This window comes from Microcystis sp. LE19-131.1A (genome assembly GCF_027532015.1).
Taxonomy (GTDB): Bacteria; Cyanobacteriota; Cyanobacteriia; order Cyanobacteriales; family Microcystaceae; genus Microcystis; species Microcystis ichthyoblabe_A.
In genome coordinates, this window is the sequence record NZ_JAPZSS010000272.1 from 17,471 (window position 1) to 43,864 (window position 26,394).

The 26,394-nt window shown below is 45.8% G+C and carries 18 protein-coding genes, 2 tRNA genes and 1 pseudogene; 9 read left to right on the forward strand and 12 right to left on the reverse strand.

Features of this window, described 5'->3' with window-relative positions:
* Window positions 1-2: 2 nt before the first annotated feature.
* Window positions 3-710 (reverse strand): ribulose-phosphate 3-epimerase, encoded by a 708-nt coding sequence (gene rpe, locus O9323_RS19235; protein WP_002736739.1) that lies wholly within the window; start codon window positions 708-710, stop codon window positions 3-5.
* 498 nt (window positions 711-1,208) lie between these two features.
* On the opposite strand from rpe, the gene O9323_RS19240 reads away from it, so the two are divergent.
* Window positions 1,209-1,574: a DUF1815 family protein gene (locus tag O9323_RS19240; RefSeq protein WP_004162929.1), complete on the forward strand. Its 366-nt coding sequence runs from the start codon at window positions 1,209-1,211 to the stop codon at window positions 1,572-1,574.
* 44 nt (window positions 1,575-1,618) lie between these two features.
* Here O9323_RS19240 and O9323_RS19245 read toward each other — a convergent pair whose 3' ends face one another.
* Window positions 1,619-2,584 carry a glycosyltransferase family 2 protein gene (locus O9323_RS19245; protein ID WP_288125593.1) on the reverse strand — a complete coding sequence of 322 codons (966 nt, stop codon included), beginning with the start codon at window positions 2,582-2,584 and terminating at the stop codon, window positions 1,619-1,621.
* Window positions 2,581-4,239, reverse strand: a complete 1,659-nt coding sequence (locus O9323_RS19250) for an ArnT family glycosyltransferase (protein ID WP_353851601.1) — start codon at window positions 4,237-4,239, stop codon at window positions 2,581-2,583. The genes O9323_RS19245 and O9323_RS19250 overlap by 4 nt, the downstream gene beginning before the upstream one ends.
* A 240-nt stretch (window positions 4,240-4,479) precedes the next feature.
* Here O9323_RS19250 and O9323_RS19255 point away from each other — a divergent pair, with 240 nt between their 5' ends.
* From O9323_RS19255 to O9323_RS19265, 3 genes and pseudogenes are all read left to right on the forward strand, one after another.
* The gene (locus O9323_RS19255; protein ID WP_002774344.1) at window positions 4,480-6,084 is read left to right on the forward strand and encodes a glycosyltransferase 87 family protein; all 1,605 of its coding nucleotides are present in this window, start codon (window positions 4,480-4,482) and stop codon (window positions 6,082-6,084) included.
* 64 nt (window positions 6,085-6,148) lie between these two features.
* Window positions 6,149-7,012, forward strand: coding sequence for a glycosyltransferase (locus O9323_RS19260; protein WP_002754777.1), 864 nt, complete (start codon window positions 6,149-6,151; stop codon window positions 7,010-7,012).
* Between the two features lie 138 nt (window positions 7,013-7,150).
* Window positions 7,151-7,366, forward strand: a pseudogene (locus tag O9323_RS19265) (IS5/IS1182 family transposase); the annotation flags it as partial.
* A 220-nt stretch (window positions 7,367-7,586) separates the two neighbouring features.
* Here O9323_RS19265 and O9323_RS19270 read toward each other — a convergent pair.
* Both O9323_RS19270 and pedR read right to left on the reverse strand, forming a co-directional pair.
* Window positions 7,587-8,138 (reverse strand): TolB family protein, encoded by a 552-nt coding sequence (locus O9323_RS19270; protein WP_002774341.1) that lies wholly within the window; start codon window positions 8,136-8,138, stop codon window positions 7,587-7,589.
* Window positions 8,122-8,403, reverse strand: a complete 282-nt coding sequence (pedR, locus tag O9323_RS19275; protein ID WP_002737431.1) for a photosynthetic electron transport-dependent transcriptional regulator PedR — start codon at window positions 8,401-8,403, stop codon at window positions 8,122-8,124. Before pedR ends, O9323_RS19270 begins: the two co-directional genes overlap by 17 nt.
* Window positions 8,404-8,836: 433 nt before the next feature.
* Here pedR and hisA point away from each other — a divergent pair, with 433 nt between their 5' ends.
* Window positions 8,837-9,598, forward strand: a complete 762-nt coding sequence (hisA, locus tag O9323_RS19280) for a 1-(5-phosphoribosyl)-5-[(5-phosphoribosylamino)methylideneamino]imidazole-4-carboxamide isomerase (protein WP_002754770.1) — start codon at window positions 8,837-8,839, stop codon at window positions 9,596-9,598.
* Here the strand turns inward: hisA and O9323_RS19285 are convergent.
* The 3 genes from O9323_RS19285 to O9323_RS19295 all read right to left on the reverse strand — a co-directional run bounded on the left by O9323_RS19285 (window position 9,595) and on the right by O9323_RS19295 (window position 15,344).
* Window positions 9,595-11,364: a beta-barrel domain-containing protein gene (locus O9323_RS19285; RefSeq protein ID WP_024969319.1), complete on the reverse strand. Its 1,770-nt coding sequence runs from the start codon at window positions 11,362-11,364 to the stop codon at window positions 9,595-9,597. The two genes, hisA and O9323_RS19285, sit on opposite strands and share 4 nt — an antisense overlap.
* Window positions 11,365-11,488: 124 nt before the next feature.
* On the reverse strand, window positions 11,489-14,506 hold the full coding sequence (locus O9323_RS19290) for a peptidase domain-containing ABC transporter (protein WP_288125595.1): 3,018 nt from the start codon (window positions 14,504-14,506) through the stop codon (window positions 11,489-11,491).
* Window positions 14,507-14,582: 76 nt separating this feature from the next.
* Window positions 14,583-15,344 carry a peptidylprolyl isomerase gene (locus O9323_RS19295; protein ID WP_002752328.1) on the reverse strand — a complete coding sequence of 254 codons (762 nt, stop codon included), beginning with the start codon at window positions 15,342-15,344 and terminating at the stop codon, window positions 14,583-14,585.
* Between the two features lie 748 nt (window positions 15,345-16,092).
* Here O9323_RS19295 and O9323_RS19300 point away from each other — a divergent pair.
* The 3 genes from O9323_RS19300 to O9323_RS19310 all read left to right on the forward strand — a co-directional run bounded on the left by O9323_RS19300 (window position 16,093) and on the right by O9323_RS19310 (window position 16,913).
* Window positions 16,093-16,177, forward strand: a tRNA-Ser gene (locus tag O9323_RS19300).
* 106 nt (window positions 16,178-16,283) lie between these two features.
* Entirely contained in the window at window positions 16,284-16,799 is a 516-nt protein-coding gene (locus tag O9323_RS19305) for a GNAT family N-acetyltransferase (protein WP_002736326.1), read from the forward strand.
* 40 nt (window positions 16,800-16,839) lie between these two features.
* Window positions 16,840-16,913 (forward strand) — tRNA-Pro (locus O9323_RS19310).
* Between the two features lie 189 nt (window positions 16,914-17,102).
* Here the strand turns inward: O9323_RS19310 and O9323_RS19315 are convergent.
* From O9323_RS19315 to rpsT, 4 genes are all read right to left on the reverse strand, one after another.
* Window positions 17,103-21,110, reverse strand: coding sequence for a DNA-directed RNA polymerase subunit beta' (locus tag O9323_RS19315; protein WP_288125596.1), 4,008 nt, complete (start codon window positions 21,108-21,110; stop codon window positions 17,103-17,105).
* A 223-nt stretch (window positions 21,111-21,333) separates the two neighbouring features.
* Window positions 21,334-24,645: a DNA-directed RNA polymerase subunit beta gene (rpoB, locus tag O9323_RS19320; protein WP_002735867.1), complete on the reverse strand. Its 3,312-nt coding sequence runs from the start codon at window positions 24,643-24,645 to the stop codon at window positions 21,334-21,336.
* Between the two features lie 153 nt (window positions 24,646-24,798).
* Entirely contained in the window at window positions 24,799-25,578 is a 780-nt protein-coding gene (locus tag O9323_RS19325; RefSeq protein WP_002752332.1) for a TatD family hydrolase, read from the reverse strand.
* A 50-nt stretch (window positions 25,579-25,628) separates the two neighbouring features.
* Complete coding sequence (rpsT, locus tag O9323_RS19330) at window positions 25,629-25,922, reverse strand: 30S ribosomal protein S20 (RefSeq protein ID WP_002752333.1); 294 nt, start codon at window positions 25,920-25,922, stop codon at window positions 25,629-25,631.
* A gap of 301 nt (window positions 25,923-26,223) precedes the next feature.
* Here rpsT and O9323_RS19335 point away from each other — a divergent pair.
* A partial coding sequence (locus tag O9323_RS19335) for a GDP-mannose 4,6-dehydratase (RefSeq protein WP_288125597.1) occupies window positions 26,224-26,394 on the forward strand: 171 nt, incomplete at its 3' end.

Below are 26,394 nucleotides of genomic sequence, written 5' to 3' on the forward strand. Positions count from 1 at the left end.
AATTAAACGGTGGCTAATTGAGGTTGGGGACGTTTGCTGTTACGGATACCTTCGATCGCGGCTGCGTAATCAGGGGCATTAAATACCGCCGAACCTGCTACGATCGCATTAGCACCCGCTTCGAGAACTTGCCAAGTATTAGCCGGTTTTAAGCCGCCATCCACTTCAATCCAGGGATCCAAGCCTTTTTCATCGCAGATTTGACGTAATTGACGGATTTTGGGGACAACTTCTGGGATAAAACTCTGGCCACCAAAACCGGGGTTAACGCTCATAATTAGGACTAAATCGCACAAATGCAGCACATATTCGATTAAATCTAAGGGAGTGGAGGGATTTAATACCACACCCGCTTGTTTACCGAGTTCGCGGATTTGGCAAAGAGTACGATGGAGGTGGGGAGAAGCATTATGTTCAGCGTGAACAGAAATAATGTCAGCACCCGCTTTCGCAAAGTCAGCCACATATTTTTCTGGTTCCACGATCATTAAATGCACATCTAAAGGTTTTTTCGTATAGGGACGAATAGCGGAGACAATCAGGGGTCCAATGGTGATATTCGGGACAAAACGACCATCCATAACATCAACGTGAATCCAATCGGCTCCTGCCTTATCCACAGCCTCGATATCGGCTCCTAATTTACTAAAATCCGCCGATAGGATCGAGGGAGAGACAACGATCGACTTCGAGCTTCCGTTTTGGGTCATGGCTAACTATAGAATTTCGTGTTTATATTTTCGTAACAATCTTATCAGCAATCAGTGATCAGTGATCAGTAATCAGTGATCAGGAGTCAGGAGACAGGAGATTATTTTTATTTATTCTCCCCACACCCCACACCCCACACCCCACACCCCACACCCCACACCCTACACCCCTCCGCATCCGGCATAGAAGCATAGGTTTATGTAATTGTCAATATAGATTTACGAACTTTTTTGTCGAAACTGGATCATAAACTTTAAAAATAGGCATGATGGGAATAGTTGGGATCGAGGGGGTGGAAAGATAGATAAACTGGTGGCTCTGTAGTTATATATACTTAGCTATCTCAGAAATTTACGCTACCCTAGATTTAGGGTTCTTTACATTTTGTTACTTACCATCCGTAAGAAAACTTAGTTCACTTACCCTATTTTCTCAGAAAAGAATCTTAAAAAAGTGTTAAGGTTTTATACTTGAGCAGTGTTATCAGGAGGAAAATTGTGTTTAAACGACTTGCAGAAGAGCATCGCCAACTGGTCAAAGACTTAGTCATGGATTTACAGGCTTTAGCGATCGCACTAGAAAATCAAGGTTATCTAGCATCTTGCTACACCTGTGGCGGTCAACTGAATAGCGCATCTTTTATGGTGGGATTGGGGGAAACCCATCTAATTCGGTTTCTCGTGTCCGATTACGGCATCACCTGGACAGAAATGCGCGATGATCGAGAGTTAATGAAACTCGAAGGTGCGGAAGCCATCAGCCAACTACAGGAATTAGCCAATCTGATTAAATATCAAATTTCGCCGGCGGAATTTATTGACAAAAAACCCTCCTCCGTGCTGCAACGGTTAGAGACGGTTTAACTGGAGATGTGACCTAGACTTGTATGTTTAGGGAGCTTTTTTCCCTAAGCTTTCAGCCAACTGTTAGCTAGATAAGCCATTCGTTTCATCTCTTTTCGTCCCCGGGAGACGGAATCGAGGATCATGCCACAGGTCAAACCTAAAAAGGCTAAAAGCATGATCGAGGCCGATAAAATAGCGGTGGGAAAACGTGGCACTAAGCCGGTTTCGAGGTATTCAAACAGGACGGGAATCGCTAAGAGGAGGGAAATAACCGCTAAAATTAGCGAGACAAGGCTAAAAAAGAGAAAAGGACGAATTTCTTTAAAAAGTAGAATAGCGGTTCCCAATACCCGCCAGCCATCTTGAAAGGTTTTTAACTTACTTTGGGAACCTTCGGGACGTTCCCCGTAGAGGGTTGGTTCTTCAGCGAAGGGAATTTTTAATTCTAAAGTGTGGATAGTTAACTCGGTTTCAATCTCGAAACCATTGGATAAAGCGGGAAAAGATTTGACGAAACGACGAGAAAAGATGCGATAACCAGAGAGCATATCGATTAAACGCGCTCCAAACAGAAATTTAACGAATCCTGTTAAAAATAGATTACCGGCGCGATGACCCCGGCGATAAGCCTGGGAGGATTTTACCGCTTCCCGACGCGCACCGACCACCATATCTAACTGTTCCCGCAGCATTCGTTCAATTAAGCGTCGTACTGCCGCAATTTCGTAGGTATCATCACCATCGATGAGAACATAGATATCCGCTTCGATATCGGCAAACATCCGCCGGACAACATTGCCTTTTCCCGGTTGGGTTTCCTGACGAACGATCGCCCCCGCTTTCAGGGCCTCCGTCACGGTATCATCGGTAGAGCGGTTGTTATAGACATAAATTGCCGCTTCTGGCAGAAAAGTTTGGAATTGGGAGACCACTTTAGCGATCGTTAGTTCTTCGTTGTGACAGGGAATAATCGCAGCGATACGGTAGTTTTGCAGGGAAATCGGCGGAATAGCGGTCATTTCGATCATAGCTGAGGACAACGTTTAATGATGGTTAGGGGGGTGTCTTGGCGTTGGACGGCGTGAACAATGGGACAATGGGGGAAAGCTTGGAAATAATCGTATCGGGATAAACCCATGTAATAATCGGGGTCGGGGGCCTTTCCCCAAGCAAAGTCATCTCGATAGATTATCGTAAAGTTTTTTTGGTAGTCTTGTACCATTTCCGCCGCAAACATCGGACCGGCAACCACAATGGTAGAGTTAGCGGCGGCATTTTGATTAAGCCATTCCATCCCCTCTTTGAGACTTAATCCCCAGTAATCGGTTTCCTGTTGACCTTGGGTAGCTTTTAAGCCTCCGTAGGCGCGATTATAGTAGGTGTACTCGTAGGGATGCAGGCTAATCATGTCATAGACAATGACGCTAAAGTTGAGGATTAGCAGGGTCGTTAGAAAGATTTTTATTGACTTTCGCTTGAGTTTATGATATGTCCAAATAATGGCCGTAGATGCGATCGCTACTAGGGCGGGAATGACAAATAAAAAGTGACGGATGCCGTCGTAGAGAGTAGATTGACGCAGGATAGCAAAGGTGGGCAGTAAAAACGCTTGCAGTAGGGTGATTATGGCGCAAGCACGCTGGCTTGGCGTTAATTTGGTCATTTTTGTCAAAATCCCCATTACACCCAATAGGACGGCGATTTGCAGGAGGACGGGGGTGGTGAGGGAAAATAGCCGGGGTAGATAGTACCAAGGCAAGGAACGACCGGGGATATTTTGACCGTCAAAGAGAACCGTATTATCCCAGATGTTATACTTCGACATGAGGGTTATCGCTTCGATAAACCAAGTAATCGGGTTTCTCCAAGCAGCAGGATAGACTATATAGGTGGTTATTGCCCAAAAAAGTATAATAACTGCGTATAGGGGCAGAAAACGCCAGAGAGTTTTGAGGATTGTTTTTAAATTCCATCGGGCCACCAGATGGGCGAAGATGAGATAAAAGAGGATAAAAAAGCCACCGATGCGAATTCCGGTGATTAAACCAGCGAGAATCCCGTAGAGGCAAGAATAAACGGTTAAACGGTTAAATCCTAGTTTAATAGTCTGATTTTCGGACTGAAAATATTTATCTAGTAATACGGAACCAGCGAAGGTTCCGAGGGTGAACATGGCTGCAAAGGGGATATCTTTGGGATTAAAGAAGCTATGACCCCAAAAAGCGGGAAATAGGGCTAAAATTAGCGCACCTAACCAAGCAGATTCGATTCCTGCTAAGATAGCGACGATTCCCACCACCGATAGATAGGCAATCAGGGAAAAAAGAAAGGTGACGACGTGCTTAACCCGGGTTATTTGCCAGATCCTCGATAGCCATTTATCCTTATCAGTGGGATTGGGAGGAAGATTGGGGGTAGCAGGGAAAAATTTTTCTTTGCTCTCGTAGATGAGCTGGGAGATGTAGTTAAAATAAAAGCCGTAATGACGGGACATTTCTGATATGGGCTTGTTTTCTCGGATATATTCGAGATTATGATTGACCATATCCACTTCGATCGGTTCGTCCCAAGTGATACCATAGTTTCCGACTACCGATAAACCAATTATCGCCAGAACTAGGATAACCGATAGAATTTTTAGATAAGCTTGCTTGACCGAGATTAACCCTTTTTCGGACTTCATGGGCGATCGAGTCAGTATGGTGGGCAATTTTATCACCTTAGTATATCAAAATTTGGTCAACTCGCCTAAGGACGTTTTTGGGAGTTAAAAGTTTCCGTTTGTATTTGTTAGCCAAACATGGTATATCAAGTAAAAAGCTATCAGCTAAAAGTCCGACTCGTCCCAGAGCTACTAATTAGTCTAATGGCACAAAAACGGGTTAGTTTTCTCGTCAAATTCACCAGAATTATTGATTAAGTTATGACATTATTAAAACGGTTCAACCTGACTCATCCCCTCCTCTGGGCAGTAGTTTATTTTATCGGACTAGGGATTTTATCAGTTATCTTAGGTCAAGATGTTAGCTGGGATTTACGCAATTATCATTTTTATAATCCCTATATGTTATTAACGGGACGTTTTAAGTATGATGTCCTCCCAGCACAGATACAAACTTTCTTTAATCCTTTGATGGATGTTCCTTTTTTTGTTGCTATCTATTACCTAAAACTACCTCCGGTGGTGGTTGGGTTTTTCTTGGGAGGATTTCACGGTTTAAATCAGTGGTTAGTTCATTTAATCACTTATCACTCCTTTGATAAGGTTTGCGAAAGATACAAGATAACTTTAAGCATAGCGGCAGCGATTACCAGTATTTTTGGCGCAGCCTATATTTCCGAATTAGGAACCAGTATCGGAGATAGTACCAGCAGTGTTTTTGTTTTGGCAGGATTATTTTTGATTATCGCTTGTCTTGGTCGTAATCAACCAGTTAAGCTTAAAACGATAATTTTCGCAGGATTGCTTTTAGGACTAGCAACAGGACTAAAATTGACCACGGCACTGTATAGTATCAGTTTAATCGTGGCGATTAGTTTTTTAACCAATACCATCAAAGAAAAGCTGCGTAATCTTCTGACTTTAATTCTCTCTATGGCTGTGGGTTTTTCCCTGACGATGGGTTATTGGATAATCCTGATGTGGACTAATTTTGCTAATCCCCTTTTTCCCTTTTTCAACAAAATTTTTCAATCTCCCTACATCGAAACAGATTTTAACCTGCAAGATACCCGGTTTTTACCGAAAGATGTTTGGCAATTTTTATTTTATCCCTTTTATTTTGTGCAGGAACAAACCCTAGTGGCTGAGGTAAAATTTAAAGAGACTCGTTTTGCCATTGCCTATCTTTTAATTGTCATTCTTCTGGGAGTGATTATTTATCAGTACACCTCTCGCCGTTCTCTAGAGCAAAAAAATAATTTAGTCCATGTACCCATTCTCGGATTTCTATTACCTTTTTATTGTAGTGCCTATCTGATCTGGTTAAAGGGTTTTTCTATCTATCGTTACTTGATAGTTTTAGAGTTAATTACACCAGTTTTAATTATCCTGATCATTGCCTATCTTTATCCTCATAAAAGGACAGTTTTTATAATCTCGATCGCTATTTTTGCCTTAATTGCCGCTACAGTCAAACCCTTAGACTGGTGGAGAATGGGATGGTCAGATAATTACTTTGGTATCGATAGTCAAGCATTAAAACCCTACGAAAATTCCACGATTGTTATGTGGGGAGATGAAGGAACGGGTTATCTAGTTCCCCATTTTCCCGCTTCGACTCGTTTTGTGCGATTGCGAGGAAATATGGGAGTTAGTGAGGGAACTTTAATGCGAAAAAATGCTGAAAAGTTTATCGCAGAAACCCCCGTGGGTAATCTCTATATTCTGATGACTGACTTTAATAGCAAATCTCCAGAGCTAGGGAAGGATTTAGCTAAAGAAAATCTAGAGATTGACTTCCAAAATTGTCAACCCTTTTCCAGTAAAATTGAAAAGTATAATCTCTGTCCTCTCCAAAAAGAGTAATTAGTACGGAAAAGCTATTCTCTAACCATTATTAATTGCCAGTGACTCCTACCTTTTATCTGTAATGATTTATCTATTGACGGTTAACTACAATTGCGGGGAATTAATTAAGCGTTTAATCGTTTCCCTCAACGATAACTTATCTGCTACTCTCATCATTATTAACAATTCCACTGAAGATAAAAATATCCAATCTTTAGCAGCGCAAAGAGTCAAGATTATTGAAGCGGGAGAAAATTTAGGATTTGGGAAAGGATGTAATCTAGGACTTGATTGGATTTATCAACAAGACAAAGAAGCTATCGTTTGGTTAGTTAATCCCGATGCTTACTTATTACCGGACTCTCTGGAGAAAGCAAGCAAATTTTTTCAGCAATATCCCGAAGTTGCCATCGCTGGTACAGAAATTTACGAACCGGATGGTAAAATCTGGTTTGGTTGGGGAAAATTTAATGCTAAAATCGGCACAATTAACGTGGTAGAGGAATCCTTAGACTATGGAAATAAACCCTATCTTATTCCTGACTGGGTGACGGGATGCAGTTTATTAATTAATTTCTCTAATTTTTCCACTTGTCCCCATTTTGATCCCGATTACTTTCTCTACTACGAAGACTTTGATTTTTCCCGAAGATACGCAAATCAAGGCTATTTAGTCGTTGTTACCAATCAGATTAAAATTATTCATGAACCATCTTCTATCACCCGACGCTATGGTTATCTAAGACTAACTCATAATATCTATGGTTATCTTCTCAGTCTCGAAAAACATACGACTTTAACTATCCTTGTTTATCGCTTGCTGCGGATGAGTTTTATGTCTTTACTGCTCCTTCCCATTAAACCCAAATTCTCCTTAGCCAAGCTGCAAGGAATTCAACTCTATTGTCAAAGAATAAACCTCTTACATAATTTTTTTATGGTATAATGCAGCGTTTTTCTTTTTTCTCGATTTTTAGATGGAAGTGGAAAAAAGAATAAAATGTGATCTTAGGTCAGGAAATCATCTATACTTTTGCTATGTTTATTAGCAAAAGTATGGATTATCAAAACTTACCAGATGAACAATTCAAAAAGACGGATGCTTTTACCATCGGGAAACTTCCGTTTAAAAGAAAAAAAAGCTCTACTAAATCAAGCAGAGATACCGGTCGTAACGGTAATGGATGTAACGGAAACTCCCAGGGAACGCCACCAAAAGAAACAGAAAGATTTTTTGGGTAGTAAAAGAGGTTATCATACTTTAAAATCCCAATTAGTAGCTGATAAAAATACTGAACAGAAACGAGAAGAGCCGCTATTTCTTTAAATGGTTTATTTCCACAACAGTCTCTGACAAAATCTACTCTTGCCGTTAATACTTCCTCATCTCACTTTTGCTCTTTGCGCCTAAAAACTTCCTTGTCCACTTTCCCTCCTTGTCCTCCTTGTCTTCTCTTCACAGGTTTGTAAAATACCTACACCTGTGAGTTCCCCGCACCCTTCTCCCTTCTCTCCCAATACTATCGGGACGGGGAAGAATTTATCGGGGGTAAAGAAGGAGAAATTTCGCCACCTCGATCGAATATTTCCAGATTCCATTGACCGAAACGATTACTTTCAAAAGCAATAAAACGACCGTTACCACTAATCGTCGGATGACGCACTTCTCCTAAGATATTTTCGGTGAGATTTTTTGCTTGCAGAGTTTGTCGATCATAAATATATATATCGGGTTTACCGGACTGTTCCGACACATAAACAATATAACGACCATCGGCACTAATATCTGGCTGATCTTGATAGGTTTTTGCTTGATTTAACCCCGGTAGGGGAACTAAACGATTAGCCACTCGATCGAATAAATAAATCGTTCGTTGACCCCTGCGATCAGAGGCAAAAACCAGATAACGACCATCGTAGTTAAAACGGGGATTATCTTCTGAGGAAGGGGTATTTAAAGTATTTCCTAAAAGCTGTTGGGGAGGGGTGACAAAACCCGCATCACTACATCCCCCCAGACTGATGATATTAACCGCAAGCAAAAGTCGAAGAAGTTTAGGAAACCTGATCATCGGTCAGCGCCGGGGAAGGAAGGATACAACAATTAATATCATCAAGACAAACTTTACCCCAATGCAATGCCCAACGCACCAATTCCACCCGATTATCGGTTTTTGTTTTCGTCAAGATATTACTAATATGATTATCAACGGTACGCTTACTAATCTCCAGCTTTTCCGAGATTTCTTGATTAGTTAAACCATTAGCCACTAAATCGAGTATTTCTAGCTCTCGATCGGATAATGAAGCGGCTGTTTGAAACTTCCCAGCAGACATGAGTATAATTCCTCTCGTATATGTACTTATCATTCTAGAAGAATTTTTTCCCCTAGGAATCGATAATCAGTAATCAGTGATCAGTAAACAGTAATCAGTGAAAAGACAGCACTGTTACTGCCATTTGATCATGCACACTTAATATAGATGGTTTGCGGCAAAAAGCTTTTCCTGGGAGTGGGGTATGGGGTTTGGGGTGTGGGGTTTTACCAGTTTTGAGGTAGTCAGTTACCTAATTTTCAGGGAAAAAGTCCAGGAATTTTCCCCCCGATCCCCGCAATGGCTGGCACTTTAAAACCTTTGTGGACAATGCGTTGAGAGGGATTGTTCCCCTCTCAGACTCAAAACTGATAACTGATAACTGATAACTGATAACTGACAAGGCTGGTAATATATAATAAAAAACGCTCCTTAGTTAGATATTGAGAAAAACATGGAAGTTATCCCCGCTATTGATATTCTCGATGGCAAATGTGTGCGACTTTATCAGGGAGATTACCAACAATCGCAGGTTTTTAATGATAATCCCGCAATAGTGGCGCGAGAATGGGTCAATCAGGGGGCAACCAGATTACATTTAGTCGATTTGGATGGAGCCAAAGAGGGTAAATCGGTTAATTTGTCAACCATTGAAACAATTCTTAATGATATTGCCATTCCCGTACAGGTGGGGGGTGGACTGCGAGATCTAGAAACGGTGAGTAATCTCCTAAAAATCGGGGTAGAAAAGGCGATTTTAGGGACAGTAGCCGTAGAAAAGCCAGAATTAGTCAGCGAACTTTGTCAAAGCTTTCCGGGGCAAATAATTGTTGGTATTGATGCTCGCGATGGTAAAGTAGCCACCAGGGGGTGGTTAGAAACTTCCTCAGTAGATGCGATCGCACTCGGTCAAGATATGGCAAAAAGAGGAGCCAGCACGATTATCTACACTGATATTCATCGAGATGGCACCCTTTCTGGCCCGAATCTCGCCGCTTTGCGAGAATTAGCCGAATCTGTCGAAATTCCCGTCATCGCCTCCGGGGGTATTAGTTCCCTGACAGACTTACTGAGTTTATTGTCTTTGGAACCTTTGGGAGTAACGGGAGTAATCGTGGGCCGCGCTCTTTATACCGGTGCGGTTAACCTCTCGGAAGCGATTAGCGCGATCGGTTCAGGCCGTTGGCAGGATGTACCCCCGAATTTTTTCGCCTAACGGACTTGTTTGAGAGTATCCACCTGTTTATTGAACATATCGGTAAATAGTCCCAAAACCGTGCGATTTTCATTGACTTTGATGTTGACACTCACAGACATCCCCGATTGCAGCGGCAGAGTAGATTTATCTTTCAAAACTAACTCTTGACTGCTCAAGCTTACCCGGACAGGGAACCGATAAAAACGGTGATTTTCGTCGGGAGGTAAAGCATCAGAACCGATCGAGATTACTTCTCCCTTAATATCGCCGTATTCACTGTAGGAAAAGGAATCAATGCGAATATCGGTCTTTTGTCCCACGCGCACAAAACCGATGTCTTGGTTAGTCACGTCCACCTCTGCCACTAAACAACCTTTAGCAGCATCTTTGATCTGGGTGGGACAGCCATCGGGAACAATTTTTAACAATGCTTCCGCTTGACTTGGTTGGGGAACAAACCCAGGCCGCGCCTTGAGATCAAAGACCACACCATCGATGGGGGCGGTAATTTTTTGATATTTAATCGTCTGTTGTGCTTGACTAATTTGACTATCTAACTCAGCAATGCGCTTGTTGTTATCAATGATAACGCGACTGATCTGACTATCGATTTCAGCAATCCGTTTCTGATTGTCCGCCATTTTATCACGCACATCTTTTTCCGTGATTACTGTGGTGTTAATCAGCCTTTCTCGCGCTTGGGAGATCAATAGGGAATAACGCTTTTCTTCCTGTTCCAAACGGGAAATTTCGGCGATGCGGGTTTGTACTTCTTGCTCTTGTTTTTCTCGATCAATTTTGCCGTTAGCCTCTTGCTGCTGCAGTTCATTTTGACGGTCAGTGACAGATTGTTTTTGTTTATTAATCTGATAACGGGCGACCGCCCCTTCTTCTCCCAAGGGTTCAATATCCTTAAGAATATTACGCTCGATATCCAAGCCTTCTTGGCCTTGTTTCATCGAATTGGCATTACGAGTCTTAATTTCTTCTAAGACGAAGCGATCATTGATTAATTGGGAGCGGGCATCGGCCAACTGTACCCTGGTTTGGTTCAATTGTTTTGCTAATTGTTCCATTTCCAATCTAGCGGCCGCTTGTCGAGAATTGGCCTCTCGTTGGGCAACCTCTAAACGGGCTAACTCTTCCCCTTGTAGAGCAGAGCTAGAGGCACCTTCATTGACCTGTGCTTGATAAAGTTGATTTTCTGCTACCAAAGCGGCACGATTACGGGCTAAATCGGCGATTTCACTCGGTAATTTTAATTGAGCGATCGAACTTTCCACTGCTGCCGGTGTCAGATCCTGCGCCATTAAGAGACGATAGAATTGATTTTCCTTCTCAGCAGTGGCGCGAATTTTTTTCAAAGATTCTAACTGCACTTGCGAGGCACTGGAATCCATTAAAACCAGTACATCCCCTTTGTTAACTCGATCGCCATCTTTAACTTTAACGAACTGTACCACCCCATTCACCGGTGCTTGTACTTCTTGCACTTTGCCCTGGGGTTTAAGTTGTCCTTGGGCACCGACCACCTGCTCGATTTTGGCGAACACTGACCAAATTAAAGCGGCAGTGGTGACACTCATTAATGTCCAGATAATCGTCCGCGACCAAATGGGCGATTGTTTCAGAATCACCGATTGTTCCGGTGGGCTGAAAGTGGGTAAAGAAGGGGTAATACTTTTATTTTTCGTGGTAGTGGCCACGTTTTTACCCGCTTGGGTCAGTTCATCGCTTTTACCATTGCCCTTGCCGTTTTGACCGTTATTAGAATTGCTGTTCATGGGGATTCTCCTATATTTATTTTTTCAGTGAGCAGTGAACAGTAAACAGTAATCAGTGAACCGATAACCGTTTACTGATAACTGATGACTGATAACTGATAACTGATAACTGATAACTGACTAACTAGATTTGCGAATCCTGTTGTTTATAGAGAGTATAGTAAAGGCCTTTTTTGGCCATTAATTCCTCGTGGGTGCCTTCCTCCGCTACTGTCCCTTTATCCATCATGACAATAATATCGGCGGATTTGATCGAAGCTAAACGATGGGTAATAAAGAAGACCGTGTGATCCTTGAAAACTTCCTTGAGATTCAGAAACACTTGCCGTTCGGTGTTATAGTCGAGGGCGCTGGTGGCCTCATCAAGAATGAGAATTTGCGGTCTTTGCAGGACGGAACGAGCGATCGCAACCCGTTGTCGTTGTCCCCCCGATAGGGATGCCCCCCGTTCACCGACGCGGGTATTATAGCCATTGGGTAGGGTCATAATAAATTCGTGGGCTGCAGCTGCTCTCGCTGCCGAGACAATTTCCTCCACCGTCGCATCGGGGTTAGTCAGGGCGATATTTTCCTGTACCGTACCGTCAAATAATAGAGTTTCTTGGGGAACCATGCCAATTTGACGACGCAGGGAATAGAGTTCCACTTTGTTGATATCGTAGCCATCGATGAGAATCCGTCCCGATTCTGGTTCGTAGAGACGGGCTAATAGTTTAGTGATGGTACTTTTCCCAGCGCCACTTTCTCCCACCAAAGCGACAAAAGTGCCAGCGGGGAATTCTAAATTGATGTTGTATAGTTGCAGGGCACCGTGGGGATTGAAGCGGAAAGCGAGGTTTTCGTAGGTGACAGTGCCTTTAATTAAGGGCATGGGGATATTGTGGCGATCGAGTTCCGCTTCTTGGGGAGTATCGACGATATCGGCTAATCTTTCCAGGGATAAGCCGGTTTCTTGGAAGTTTTGCCAGAGTTGGGTCAAACGCAGAATCGGCGAGGTAACGTAGGAAGAGATAATCCGGAAGGCGATTAATTGACCGAGAGTGAGTTGTCCGTCTAAAACTAAGGCTGCTCCCACCCACAGCACTAATAAACCCGATAATTGGTTAAAGAAGTGACTAAAGGAACCGGCCAAAGTTGAGGTCATTACCGTTTGAAAACCTTCGGCCACATAGCGAGCATAACGTTCTTGCCACTGCCAACGGGAACGCAATTCGATATTCTGTGCTTTTACTGTTTGGATTCCCGTCATCACCTCCACCAGATAGGATTGGGTTTCGGCGTTTCGTTCCGCTTTTGCTCGCAGTTGTCGCCGCACGATTGGTGCGAAAATAGCTGTGCAGAGAACTAAAATCGGCACGACTCCCAGCGCCCAAACGGTTAGAATCGGGCTATAGATCAACATAACCACGATGTAGATAACCGAGAAAATGGCATCTAACACCACCGTTAGGGCTGTACCCGTTAAAAATTGCCGAATATTCTCTAATTCGTTGATTCTTGTCGAAATTTCCCCCACAGGTCGCCGTTCAAAGTATTTCAGGGGTAAGCGCAGCAGGTGATCGATAATTTCCGAACCGAGGGTCATGTCGATGCGGTTAGTGGTATCGACAAAAAGGGATGTCCTCAAAAAGGTTAAAATTCCCTCAAAAACGGCAATTACTAACAGGAAAACCCCGAGGGTATTCAGAGTTTCTGGGCTATTCTGCACGATCACTTTATCGATGATCACCTGAATCATCAAGGGATTGGCCAGGGCAAATAACTGCACGAAGAAAGAAGCAATAAAAACTTCTATTAAGACTCGTTTATGTTTCTTGACAGAAGGCCAAAACCATGATAGGCCAAAACGCTGTTGCTGGGTGTGTTTGGTGGGTTTGAGCAGAATTACTTCCCCTTTTTCGCCCCAAGATTCCAGAAATTCGCTGGTTTTGCGTTTAATTATCCCCCGTTCGGGAACAGCGATCGTGGTTTCCCGTTGATTGATTTCGTAGAGGATAACGATGCTGTCTTGCCAGCGAATTAGGGCAGGAGGGTTGATATTGGGCAAGGAAGTAGCAGGTAAAGGCACTAATTGACTATGGAGTCCCACTACCTCGGCCACAGCCCCACACAGGGGCAGGGAAAGGCTGCCAGTTCTTTGCAATTGATCCCCTAGTATGCGTTGGATCACGTCCTTGCGAAAGGGGATATTAAAATATTTGCAGATCATCTGAAAACAGGCACTCACCGCCTCTAGTTCCGTTTTTCCCCTGAAAAAGGGATAGGATTTGCGGTTTTTCTGGAGAGTTTTGTCAAGGTCGATATCGCTGGTGATGTCGCTTATTTTTCCTTGAGGGATATCTAATACCTGGGTGGGTTTATTTCCCTTAATGACTTGGGTTTCCCAGATATCATCGGTTTTTGTTTCCGCAGCCGATTCGGCTGCAACTGTCAAGAACTTGCCCTGAGCTACGTCGAAGAATTCATCTAACTGATTGGAGAAAAGACCTAATAAACGGGTGTTAGTCGGATTATTTTGGGTAATGACTGTGCCGATAGGATAATTGTCGGTATTTTCGCTGACTAACCAGAGATAATCATCGTTAATCTGGTTGTAGGACACACAAGCTCTGTTTAAAAGAGCCTGTGCAATTTCTTTCAGGTCTCCCCCACCCCAGGCCTGTTGATTAAGATAGGAGCCTAGGGTCGCATAAACTTCAGCGATCGAGGTTTCTTTAAAGAAATATTGCTTAAATTCGGGGTAATTATTGATTAAAGACCAAAAATCCTCTTCTTTTAAGGTTAAACAGATAGTGACTTCCGAAGAAGCGATCACCGTTTCACAGGGGGTACCGCGCAGAAGACTCATCCACCCGAATAAATCCCCGGGCTGTAATTTAGCCAAAGTAACCGGCAGCGAATTGTTAACCCTAGCATCGTAACCCAAAAGTCTGGCCTCTCCCTCGTAGAGAAGAACGAGGTGAGAGGGTAAGCGGTCTCGCGTAGCGAGCGCGTTGCGACCGCACTTGAGTATGGCATTGCCCATCTCATAGCGAAAGGGTTGTAATTTCTGACCGAGGGAACGTCTAACCTCTACGGGCAGGCGATCAAAGGGCTGTACAGTCTCCAGAAAAGCGGTAAAATCTAAAGTGGTATAACTCATTAGCTAGGCGAAAATTGACTAAGTTGACAAATAATTAAGCGAAAAGACTGGGTTTACCCAGTTTTGCAAGGAAATGCTATGTAATCGATACCTGCTCGCTATTGACTGGGGTTGATTCGGGGATAGATTTCACTGTTTGCATTTGAGTCATTAACCATTGTTGGAATAAATCATTCCGTAAGCGTTGACGGGTGGGAGGGTCCAATTCACAGGATAAATATTTTTCTAACCGGACAATCACGACCCATTCTCCCACTTGCGTCGGTGGCCACAGTTGCCCCGGTTTACTTGCTTTGAGAATTTGCCCGATCTGGGGGTGGGGAGTGCTCAGTTCCACGGGTCCAAGCAGTCCTCCGGTTTCCGCTTCTGATCCTTGGGAGTATTTTTTGGCCAGTTCAGCGAAGCTATTTTCTCGATCCTGTATCCGGAAAAATAGTTCTTGGGCAATGCCGATATTTTTTGTCCGAATCAGGGAATAAACCACTTTATCCAATTGACTTTTGACTTGCAAGAAGTAGGATTCTACTTTGTTATCCCAAGTCTCCTGTTTAAATTTTTCTAATTTAATGTCCCGCAGAATTAGATATTCTAGTTGCTCGGAATCCATCCCGTTTTGTTGTAACCAAGATTTCATTTGCTCATCGTTGGCAATTTGATTATTTTGATAGAAACGGGAATAGGCCGCGTTTCTTTCTTCGGGATTGCAGGTGATATTGGCGATCGCTTGTTCGATAATTACTTCCCGGATTAACTGGGGTAACATACCATATTTTGCCAAAAGAGGCAATACCTCTGACTCGCTAATTTTTTGGTCGCCGATTTCAATAATTGAACTCATAATAAATACATTTTCCTCACAGAAATGTTTAAAACTATCAACTCTAGGAGCTTCTAAATTTTATTGAGGTGATTATACGCCAAAACAGCAATTTTAAGGCACCCCTCCCTATTCTAATTTGAGTTTTCCCCTTTGAAAGCTGAAAATTACAGAAATTAAAGGAATAAGTCGGTCATCCCGGCGGGGGTAGTGAGGGGAAGTAGTCGGGCCTATCGGCCTCCGCCCAAAATCCTGCTCAGAAACCCCTAATCACACTTCTAATGTACTAGAATAGACCTCTTGCAGAAGTCGGGGAAGGGGAAAAGGGGAAATTTTAATCTTTAACCCGATAGTAAACCTCTTGCATAATCAGGGTCTGCTGAAAAAGTTTTTCGTGGGGACAGGGTGTGGGGTGTGGGAAGTGGGAAGTGGGAAGTGGGGTGTGGGGTGTGGGGAGAATAAATAAAATAATCTCCTATCTCCTGACTCCTATCTCCTGACGACCGGCTACTGACTCCTGACGACCGGCTACTGACTCCACCAACAGATTTATTCAGCCAACGCTAAAAATCTGTAAATAGACCATTTAATTGATTATTATTCATTCTTAATTCTCCTGACTACTGACTACTGGCTACTGACTCCTAACCCTAACAACGATTTTTGATTTCTGCAAGAGGTCTAATATGCACACCTTTTCCTTTCATTTGCGGAAAATTTTTTGATTTATGCAAGGAATCTAATGATAGGATATAGGTCTAGCTGCCTTGGAGAGGTGGCAGAGTGGTCGATCGCGCTCGACTTGAAATCGAGTAACCAGCAATGGTTCGTGGGTTCAAATCCCACCCTCTCCGTACTCACCCAATCACATTTGGACTCCGGTTGCCCGATTGTTCTTAGAGAGGGGAAAATAAAATATACTAGGCTAAAAGGATAATATTGAGGCAGTAGCCCCCCGGCATGGTTTTTTGGAAGAGATTATTTAATAGCTCGGAAGTCACTGCATCACCTGACTATTCGGGAGACTTGGTAGAGGTTGCCCAGAATGACCTCGGACAGACGCGAGTATTTTTTAGTACCGATCGAGAGCTAGATCTATATGAGTTAGAAGAACTTTGTGACTCGGTAGGTTGGGCCCGTCGTCCTTTACGCAAGGTTAAAAAAGCGATCGAATGTAGTTTTTTAGTGGTGTCGATGTGGGAAGTGCGAGGTAATCGCCGTCGTTTAGTGGGTTTTGCTCGTGCCACTTCCGATCACGCTTTTAATGCTACGGTCTGGGATGTGGTTGTTCATCCTCACTATCAAAGTAAAGGCTTTGGTAAAGCATTAATGAAATTTATGATCAGGAAGTTGCGAGGTGAGGACATCAGTAATATAACTCTTTTCGCCGATCCGCAGGTGGTGGATTTCTATCGTCGTCTCGGTTTTGTTCTCGATCCCGAAGGTATCAAAGGGATGTTTTGGTATCCCGATTAATAATGCGGCTCTTAGGCTATACTAAAAAAAGAGTTTACTTCGGGATGTAGCGCAGCTTGGTAGCGCGCCTGCTTTGGGAGCAGGATGCCGCAGGTTCAAATCCTGTCATCCCGACTTGAGAGAAAATTCTTCAAATCTCAACCTTGTACCCTTTCTGGTTGACAAAAAATGCTGCCTTCTTTTCTTGCCAAACTCTGGTGAGTTAGCTAAAAAATTAGGGAGTTTGTCGGGAAAAGGAGGAGGTTTTTGGGGAATAACAAGGGTTTTTCCTGCCACTCCTCCTTTTAAGATATCTACAGACGATTATTCTTCTTCGTAATCCCCCTCGAAATCGTTCTCTCCCCCTTCCTCATCGACTTCTGACCAGCTGTCGCTGATGGGTTGGCGACTAAAGCGACTGCTGCCGCGGGAAGATAGGAAAGCCATTTCATCATCCTCTAAATCGACCACATCACCCTCAGCGTAGGCGCGAGCGGTTTGATCGTCAAGAATCATATCGCTATCCTCACTACTGTCGCCGAAACCGGGACGAGGGGGGAAACCGAGGCCGCCGGGAGGAGCGTAATAACCACGATTGTTGTTGTAGTTATATTCCTCCTCCGGGGGGGTGTAATCGCTGACCCCCGCCATGTTTTCGTGGGCATTGAAGCCAGTACCCGCCGGAATCAGACGACCGATAATCACGTTTTCCTTGAGACCGCGTAACCAGTCGGACTTGCCTTCGATCGCCGCTTCCGTGAGGACGCGGGTGGTTTCTTGGAAGGAGGCGGCACTGATAAAGCTATCGGTATTCAAGGAAGCCTTGGTGATTCCCAGTAGTACAGGCGTATATTTAGCTGCCGCCCCACCGGTGATTGACATGGCTTCATTTACCGTCTCCACCTGTCGCAATTCCAACAATTCCCCGGGTAACATACTGGTATCGCCACCGTCATCGATCCGCACCTTAGAAGTCATCTGACGCACGATCACTTCGATGTGTTTATCAGCAATATCGATCCCCTGGGATTGGTAAACCGACTGTACCTGATCAACGAGGAACATCTGGGTTTTTTCCAAGGCTTTTAAGGCCGCTTCGTAACTGCCCAAGCTATCCACATAATAATTAAAGAACACCTCTAAAATCTCGTGGGGATTAGCCTGACCATCGGTTAACGCCTGACCCACATCGATACGCTGATTATCGCTCACCAGGGGGTTTTGACTGCCTAAAAGCGGATATTCACTGATCGTGCCGTCATCCTCGACCACCTTAATATCGACGATCTCAGAATCTTGATACTCCACTTGACAAACTCCCGGTTTGCGTGCTAGTACACAAGCCTCCTTCGGTTTGCGTGCTTCGAGCAGTTCTTCGATTCTGGGTAAACCTTGAATGATATCCCCGGTTTTCGAGCGCTCAAACACCAACAGCACCAAATTATCGCCCCGTTGGACTAAATCCCCCTCATCGATGTGCAGAATCGCTCCAGCCGACACTCGGTAGGGTCGGGCCTTACGCAGACGGATTTCATAGCCGGTGGTGGTTTGGTCAATGGCCAGCACTTGACCGGAATTGGGGGCTAAAACTCCAGCGCCGATCTCGGTTTCGGCGATTACCAGATCCCCAGCTTTGACGGTGGGAGCAACAGCGAGCGGGAGAATAAACTCGTCACGGTCACTGACAATTAAAAGACGGCGTACCGGTTCGCTACCCTTGCGAATCCCGCGAATTTCTCCAGCTTCCTTACACTGAATCTCAGTCCGGGCCACCACTGCCCCCGGTGGGATTTCATCGCCATCTTGGACGAGAACGCGAGTCTGAATATTACCCCCTAAAGGATCATTATCACTATCCCGACGCAGCACCAGAGATTCGAGAATAACTAACTGTAAACGCTGACAATCCCTGTCCTCAATCGGTTCTAACTCGATATCGGCCGTCAGATGGGAGACTGATTCTGGTTCTTCGCTGGAAATTTCGAGGACTAATTGGGTGCTGATCAGTTGACAACCCTCGACGGATTTAACTCTTTCCCCGTCTTTAAAGAAGATGCGCTGCACCGATCGCAGTTCGATATGTCGTCCTCCTTCTTGGTTAGCGGAACCTTGGGTGGGAGAAGTGGATTGGTCTTCTACGGCGAACTCCTGTACTGGTCGCAGCAGTAATCCCAAACCCTCGTTAGTTTCCACCCATTCCGCTTGCCGTAACTCCTCGATCGTCACTTCGGGAGTCAACTGTGTCCCGGGGTAAATTAACTGTTCTTGGGCAATTCCGGAGGATTCCGGTTCGAGATCCATAAATAACAGCCCTGGTTTGACAATAATCTCCCGGAGGATGTCATTTTTCTGGATCACTTCCACCACACCGCTACAGTTACAGAAGATGTCTTTAACCACTTCTTCCCCTGCTTCCACATACTGCCCATCTTCCACCTGTAAGAGGGAAATATCTTTATTGACTTCGTGGGTTTCTTCGGGAATCCAGAGGATCGTGCCGCCTTTGGTGATTTCATAACCCTGTTTGCGGCTGCCTTTGGCGACTTCGATATCGACGTATTTAATCATGCCGCCGGTGTGGGTTTGATAGCGATCATCGATTAACTCGGCGACAATGGCATGATTCTGTACTTTTGTCCCCGGAGTGGTTTTCAGTAGGAAGCTTTGACCATCTCCCGTATGAATAATAAACTGTTCCCGACCGGCACTACTTTCTACTTTTACTTCGGCCTGATCCAAGGACACGGAAGCGGTGACGATATCGATTTCCCGGCTATTGGGGGCTAAACGCACCAAACCGCCGTTAGTGGATACCAGCTTAGTTTCTGCTAAAACATCCCCCACTTGTACTTGATCGCCGTTACTGACCACAGGTTCGGCCCCGGTTGGCAAGTTATACACTTCTCCGGAGAGAATCCATAGTAATCCCCCCCGTTGGGCGATGCGGGTGGTATTGCCTTGGCGATCGGTTTTTTCCTCTGGGACTAATTGGGAGAATAGCACCTCGCCGGCTAAGTCACTGGTTACGTCTTTTGTGGCTTTTTCTGTGGATTTTTGGACTTTATCGGAGGTAATTTCCGCTAGTAATTGTTCCTCGCTTACTGTTGCGCCATCGGTGACGAATAGCAGCGAACCTGGAGTTAAAGAGTAGGTGACAGTTTCTTTAGTTTTATCCCTGGGTGTTAATTTAATTTCCCCCGGTGCCTCCACCTGGTCCCGTTCATCTCCGTGGCGAGTTCGCACGTTACGGATACTTAACCCCGGCAGAAAACGCACGCTTCCCTCGAAGGGACTCCGCACTTGCCGGGCCACTTCTCCGGTAAATACACCCCCGGTGTGGAAGGTACGCATGGTTAACTGAGTCCCCGGTTCCCCGATCGATTGGGCGGCAATAATTCCCACTGCTTCCCCCATATCCACCGGATGACCGTGGGCCAGACTCCAACCGTAACAGGTTTGGCAAACCGAGCGGGCCGCTTCACAGGTTAAGGGGCTGCGGACCTTGATTTTATCGACGAGTTTGCCTAGTTTTTCGGCGGTTTCGTCATCGATAATCTGGTTACGGGTGGCGATCACTTCTCCATTGACCACCACATCTTCGGCCAAGGAACGACCTAATAGGCGATCGCTTAAGGGAATTAACACGCGATCGCCATCGGTCATGGCGGTTAATTCGATGTAACGATTGGTGCCACAATCGGCCTCGCGGACGATGACATCTTGGGACACATCGACGAGACGACGGGTCAGATAACCGGAATCTGCCGTCCGTAGGGCGGTATCAACTAAACCTTTGCGCGCCCCGTAGGAGGAAATAACGTATTCGGTAACGGTCAATCCTTCCCGGAAGTTAGTCTTAATCGGGAGGTCGATAATTTCCCCCTGGGGATTAGCCATTAATCCCCGCATTCCCACTAACTGACGCACTTGGCTCATATTACCCCGCGCCCCAGAGAAAGCCATCATATAGACGGAGTTGAGGGGATCGGTAACTTGGAAGTTGCGAATTACTTCATCTTTAAGTGATTCAGATGTACTATTCCAAGTATCGATTACTTTTTGGAAGCGTTCCACTTCGGTGATTTCCCCGCGCACATAACGCTGTTCGGTTTGCCGGATTTCCTGTTCGGCACTTTCGATCATTTGTCGTTTAGCCGGGGGTACGGTTAAATCATCCACACTAATGGAAACCCCTGCTTTGGTAGCGAAACGAAAACCGAGGTTTTTCAATTCATCGGCCATTTGTGAACAGCGCGCCGAACCGTAGTTTTGATAGGCCCAAGCGATCAGTTTTTTCAGTTTTCCTTTGTCAACAGTTTGGTTATAAAACATCTCGATCCGGGTAACAAGTAAACAGCTATTAGCTATCAGCATTCAGCATTCAGCATTCAGTTAGAAAAGGGAACAGGGAATAGGGAACGGGGAATAGGGAATAGGCAAATTTTTACTTTACTGTCCTTTTTTTTGCTTTTTCCTGGAAAATTCTCTCCTGTCTCCTGACTACTGACTCCTGACTTCTCACTGATTACTGATTACTGCTCACTGATAACTGAAATTACACTTCCGATTCTTCTTCCTCAAGGTCTTCTGTGGTTAAGGATTCGTAGGTGGGGCGAGAGGGGGCGCGACGGCCGACATCGACCATCAGATCCACCTCCACATCGCGGGAAGTACCATCGGGGGCATTTTCCACCTTGTGAACGGCGATATCGAGGCCGAGGGATTGCAATTCTCGCATCAAAACCTTAAAGGATTCTGGCGTACCTGGGCGGGGGATCGGCTTGCCTTTTACGATCGCATTTAAAGCCTCATTCCGTCCTTGCATATCATCGGATTTTACCGTTAGCAATTCCTGCAAAGTATAGGCCGCCCCGTAGGCTTCTAGGGCCCAGACTTCCATTTCTCCGAAGCGCTGGCCTCCCTGTTGAGCTTTACCGCCCAAGGGTTGCTGAGTAACCAAGGAGTAGGGACCAGTAGAACGGGCGTGAATTTTATCATCAACCAGGTGAACCAGTTTTAACATATAGGCCATACCGACGGTAACGGGACGGTCAAAGGGTTCGCCGGTGCGACCATCGTAAACCGTGACTTTGCCGGCGTGTTCTTCCTTGAACACCCAATCGCGATTGGGTTTTTTCGAGGCATTTTCTAGCAATCCGTGGACGGTTAAACGGCTGGCTTCTTCCCCATACATTTCGTCAAAAGGAGTAATCTTAAAGCGCACGCCCAGATTTTCGCCGGCCCAACCCAGTAAACATTCAAACACCTGACCGACGTTCATGCGACTGGGAACCCCTAGGGGATTAAGAACGATATCGACGGGGCGACCATCGGGGAGGTAGGGCATATCTTCCAGGGGCAGAATCCGAGAAATAATCCCTTTATTGCCGTGACGACCCGCCATTTTATCGCCCACTTGGATTTTGCGTTTTTGGGCAACGTAAACCCTTACCACCATATTGGCCCCAGGGGGTAATTCATCTCCCTGTTCGCGGGTAAATACGCGCACATCCACTACCCGGCCTTTTTCGCCGTTGGGAACGCGCAGGGAGTTATCGCGTACATCCCGGGCCTTTTCGCCGAAAATTGCCCGCAGTAGTTTTTCTTCGGGGGGTTGGTCTGATTCGCCTTTCGGGGTGACTTTCCCCACAAGGATATCGCTGGCTTCTACCCAGGCACCGATGCGAATAATGCCGCGTTCATCGAGGTTTCGCAGGGCATCTTCACCGACGTTGGGAATTTCCCTGGTGATTTCCTCTGGTCCTAGCTTAGTTTGACGGGCTTCGATTTCGTATTTTTCAATGTGGATACTGGTGTAGGTGTCTTGTGCCACCAGTCTTTCACTGATTAAAATCGCATCTTCGTAGTTATAGCCTTCCCAGGGCATATAGGCGACGAGGATATTCTGTCCGAGGGCGATTTCTCCTCCTTCGGTGGCGGAACCATCGGCGAGGATCTGCCCCGGCACAACCTGTTCACCTTGATAGACTAAAGGACGCTGATTTAGGCAGGTATCTTGGTTAGAGCGTTGATATTTCTGAATTTCGTACTCGATCTCGCTCTTGCCAAAAATCTCTTTGTCTTCATCCGCCACTTTGATGCGAATCCGGTTAGCATCGACGTAGGAAACGACCCCATTGGTACGCGAAACGATGACCATGCCAGAGTCGCGAGCGGCCTGTGCTTCCAATCCAGTACCCACCAGGGGACGTTCGGGACGCAGCAGGGGAACCGCTTGTCGTTGCATATTAGAACCCATGAGGGCGCGGTTAGCGTCGTCGTGTTCGAGGAAGGGAATCAGGGAAGTGGCCACCGAGACAATTTGCACGGGGGAAACACAAACGTAGTCCACTTGTTCGGGGGAGGTGGTGGAGAATTCCTGGCGATAGCGCACGGGGATAGTTTCGCCCAGGATATAACCATTTTCATCGGTGGCCACGTCTCCCGGTGCGACTCTGAGATCGTCTTCTTCGTCGGCGGTGAGGTATTTAACGGGGAGATCATAGCGTACTCGGCCATTTTCCACCGCATAACAGGGGGTTTCAATAAAACCGTAGTCGTTGACGCGAGCGTAGGTGGCCAGGGAACCGATTAAACCGGCGTTGGGACCTTCTGGGGTTTCCACCGGACAAATGCGACCGTGGTGGGAGGGGTGGATGTCGCGCACGGCAAAACCGGCCCGTTCCCGGGTCAGACCGCCAGGTCCAAGGGCGGAAATGCGGCGTTTATGGGTCAATTCCGCTAGGGGGTTGGTTTGATCCATGAACTGGGAGAGTTGCGAGGAACCAAAGAATTCTTTAATCGCCGCTACTAGGGGTTTCGGGTTGACTAGGGAAGCGGGGGTGAGGTTTTGGGATTCGCTGACGGTCATCCGTTCCCGAATGATTCTTTCTAAGCGGTTTAAACCTACTCGCACTTGGTTTTGGAGCAGTTCACCCACGGAACGGACGCGACGGTTGCCGAGGTGGTCGATGTCGTCGGTGTTGCCGATGTCAAATTCGAGGTTAATTAGGTAGTCGATCGCCGATAAGATGTCGGTGGTGGTGAGAACGCGCTGGTTATCGGGGACGTTGAGGCGTAGTTTTTTGTTGAGTTTATAACGACCAACGCGCCCGAGATCGTAGCGTTTATTGTCAAAAAAGCGCGATTCGAGTAGTTGTTGTCCGCCGGTGACGGTGGGGGGTTCCCCGGGGCGTAGTTTGCGGTACAGGTCGAGGAGTGCCTCTTCTTCGGTGGGATTGCCTTCTTTGTCGAGGGTTTTTTGGTAGAATTCGGGATGGCGTAGGGAGTCAAAGATTTCGTTATCGCTCAATCCGATCGCTTTCAGGAGAACTTGGGCGGATAATTTGCGGGTTTTGTCGATTCTGACCCAGACTAAGCCGTTTTTGTCGGTTTCAAATTTTAACCAAGCTCCTCGGTTGGGAATCAGGGAAGCGGAGTAGGTACGGCGACCGTTTTTGTCGATTTCGGCTTTGTAGTAAACACCGGGGGAACGGACGATCTGATTGACGATGACTCGTTCGGCCCCGTTAATGATAAAGGTTCCCCGTTCGGTCATCAGGGGTAAATCGCCGATAAACACTTCCTGTTCGATGTTTTCTCCCGTTTCTTTGTTGATTAGACGGGTAGGAACGTACATCTGAACGGAATAGGTGCTATCACGTCGTTTGGCTTCATCGACGTTGTATTTCGGTTCTTTGAGTCTGTAGTCCTGGCCGAGGAAATGTAGTTCTAATTTACCTGTATAGTCGCTGATGGGGGAAAAGCTGTTCAGTTCCTCGATTAGTCCTTCTTCCAAAAACCACCGAAAACTGGAGTGTTGGATTTCGATGAGGTCGGGTAAGAGGTTAAAGGTAAGATTGTTCATTATGGTTACAAGGGCTGATGACACGATAGCGACGGTCGGATATCAGTGAGCGGTGAGGGGATGGGTGATGGGGGAGTAGGGGAACACCGGAGAATAAATGAAAGCTTTCTCCTGACTCCTGACTCCTTTCTCCTGTCTAATAAACTATGTTTTTTAACTGGGGAGTTGAAATAATTTGCGGGCGTTGTGGGTGGTTTGTTCGGCTAGGGTTTCGACCGGATAGCCGCGCAGACGGGCGACGGTTTCGGCTACATGGAAGACGAAAGAGGGTTCACAAGGTTTACCTCGGTGGGGATTGGGTGAGAGAAAGGGGCAATCGGTTTCGATCAGTAGGCGATCGCTGGGGACAATTTGGGCGGCAGCTTGCACGGTTTTACTGTTTTTGAAGGTGACAATGCCGCTAAAGCTGATGTAAAAACCCAAATCTAAAAACCATTGAGTTTCTTCGGGGTTGCCAGTCCAGCAGTGCATCACGCCGCGAATTTTGCCCACTTGTTGCCGAAAGGCACTGATTTCCTCCCGCATTTCCTTAGCCGCATCTCGACAATGGATAATCACGGGTTTATCGAGACGATGGGCGATTTCCAATTGCGTCCAAAACACCCGTTTTTGCTGCTCTTGGTTATCCGCTTTATAGAAGTCTAACCCCATTTCCCCGATCGCCACGACGCGCCGATCAGATCGGGCTAGGGATTCGATCTGATCGGCACTATTATCTCGCCATTTTTGGGCATCTAGGGGATGTAAACCGACGGCGAAGGAAATTTCCTCAAATTGATCAGCAATGGCTTTAATCGCCGCAAATTCCTCTGGTTCAACACAGGAGTGAACCAGATGAACGACTCCCACACTTCGCCAACGTTCGGAGATAGCGGGCAAGTCGGCTTGCAAAACGTCAAAGTTCAGATGAACGTGCGTATCTATTAATTGCATCGACCCCCGATCGCTTGTTGCGTCTGTCCTGATTACAGCTTACTTGTTCCTTAGGAAGCTTGGCTAACTTTTTGCAAAGCTTTGGCTAAACCGGCTTTTTTTCTAGCACCGTTGTTCCGGTGCAAGACGTTGCGCTTGACGGCTTTATCGATTTTACTGTAAGCTTCTGATAGAGCTTGTTGGGCGCTTTCTAACCCTTCTGGGCTGGGGTTGGCTCCGTAGGACGAGACAGCGACAAGACATTTTTTGATCAGGGTTCTTACGGCTGACTTGTACGCTTTGTTGCGTAGTCGATTTCTTTCGGAGATTTGGACTCGTTTGAGTGCAGACTTTGTATTAGCCACAGTCGTTTCTTGTTCTCAATACTGGTATGGTTGATCGGGACACAGACAAACCATCATAACAGATTTGTGCTATTTGTGGCAAGAGTTTTCCCGACAAGAAGAGATATTTTCAGGATTTGGACTCCACAGATGGGAAAGGATTAAGGGTTAAAGGGACTGCCAAACCTGAATTCAGGTTCAGGGAATCTTGTCAAGACTGTCCCGATAACTAATCGCCAAACTTGTCATGAGGGGCTAAAGTGTGCTATAAGCAGTCAGACCCTGCCCTGGTCTTTATTCTTCCCGATTAGGTAAATTACTGATGACTGAAGCTAAACGCGCCCTAATTACTGGCATCACCGGTCAAGATGGTTCCTATCTAAGCGAATTATTATTAGAAAAAGGCTATGAAGTCCACGGTATCATCCGTCGTACTTCAACTTTTAACACCGATCGCATCGATCATATCTACATTGACCCCCACCAGCCCGAT